Source organism: Oleiphilus sp. HI0123 (assembly GCF_001635315.1).
In genome coordinates, this window is record NZ_LWGE01000886.1 from 1 (window position 1) to 310 (window position 310).

A 310-nucleotide genomic window follows, 5' to 3' on the forward strand; every position below is an offset into this window, starting at 1 on the left:
GAATTTGATCGTAAAGCTCTCTATTCTTATCAAGTCGTTTACGCACCTGCTCTTCCTGTCCGCTCATGGCAAGAATCGCTGGGTCATTTAGCAAACCGATTTCGTTAAACCTTATGTTTCCGTCTGAGATGGCTGTGTATAGTGAGGAGAAGCCAAACATGCTTCCTTTATCTTCGAGAATTAAATCAAACTGATAATCTAATAAGATTTTTGAAACTTCTTTACCTTCTGGAGCATCTTTTTCATCAATTAACTCTGAGAGAGAAGCCTTGATAAAAGCAGGATCAAAAACGGAATCTTCTGCGGTCAG

At 39.4% G+C, this 310-nt stretch carries 1 protein-coding gene; it reads right to left on the reverse strand.

Features of this window, described 5'->3' with window-relative positions:
- A partial coding sequence (locus A3761_RS27365; protein WP_197472947.1) for a hypothetical protein occupies positions 1-310 on the reverse strand: 310 nt, incomplete at both ends.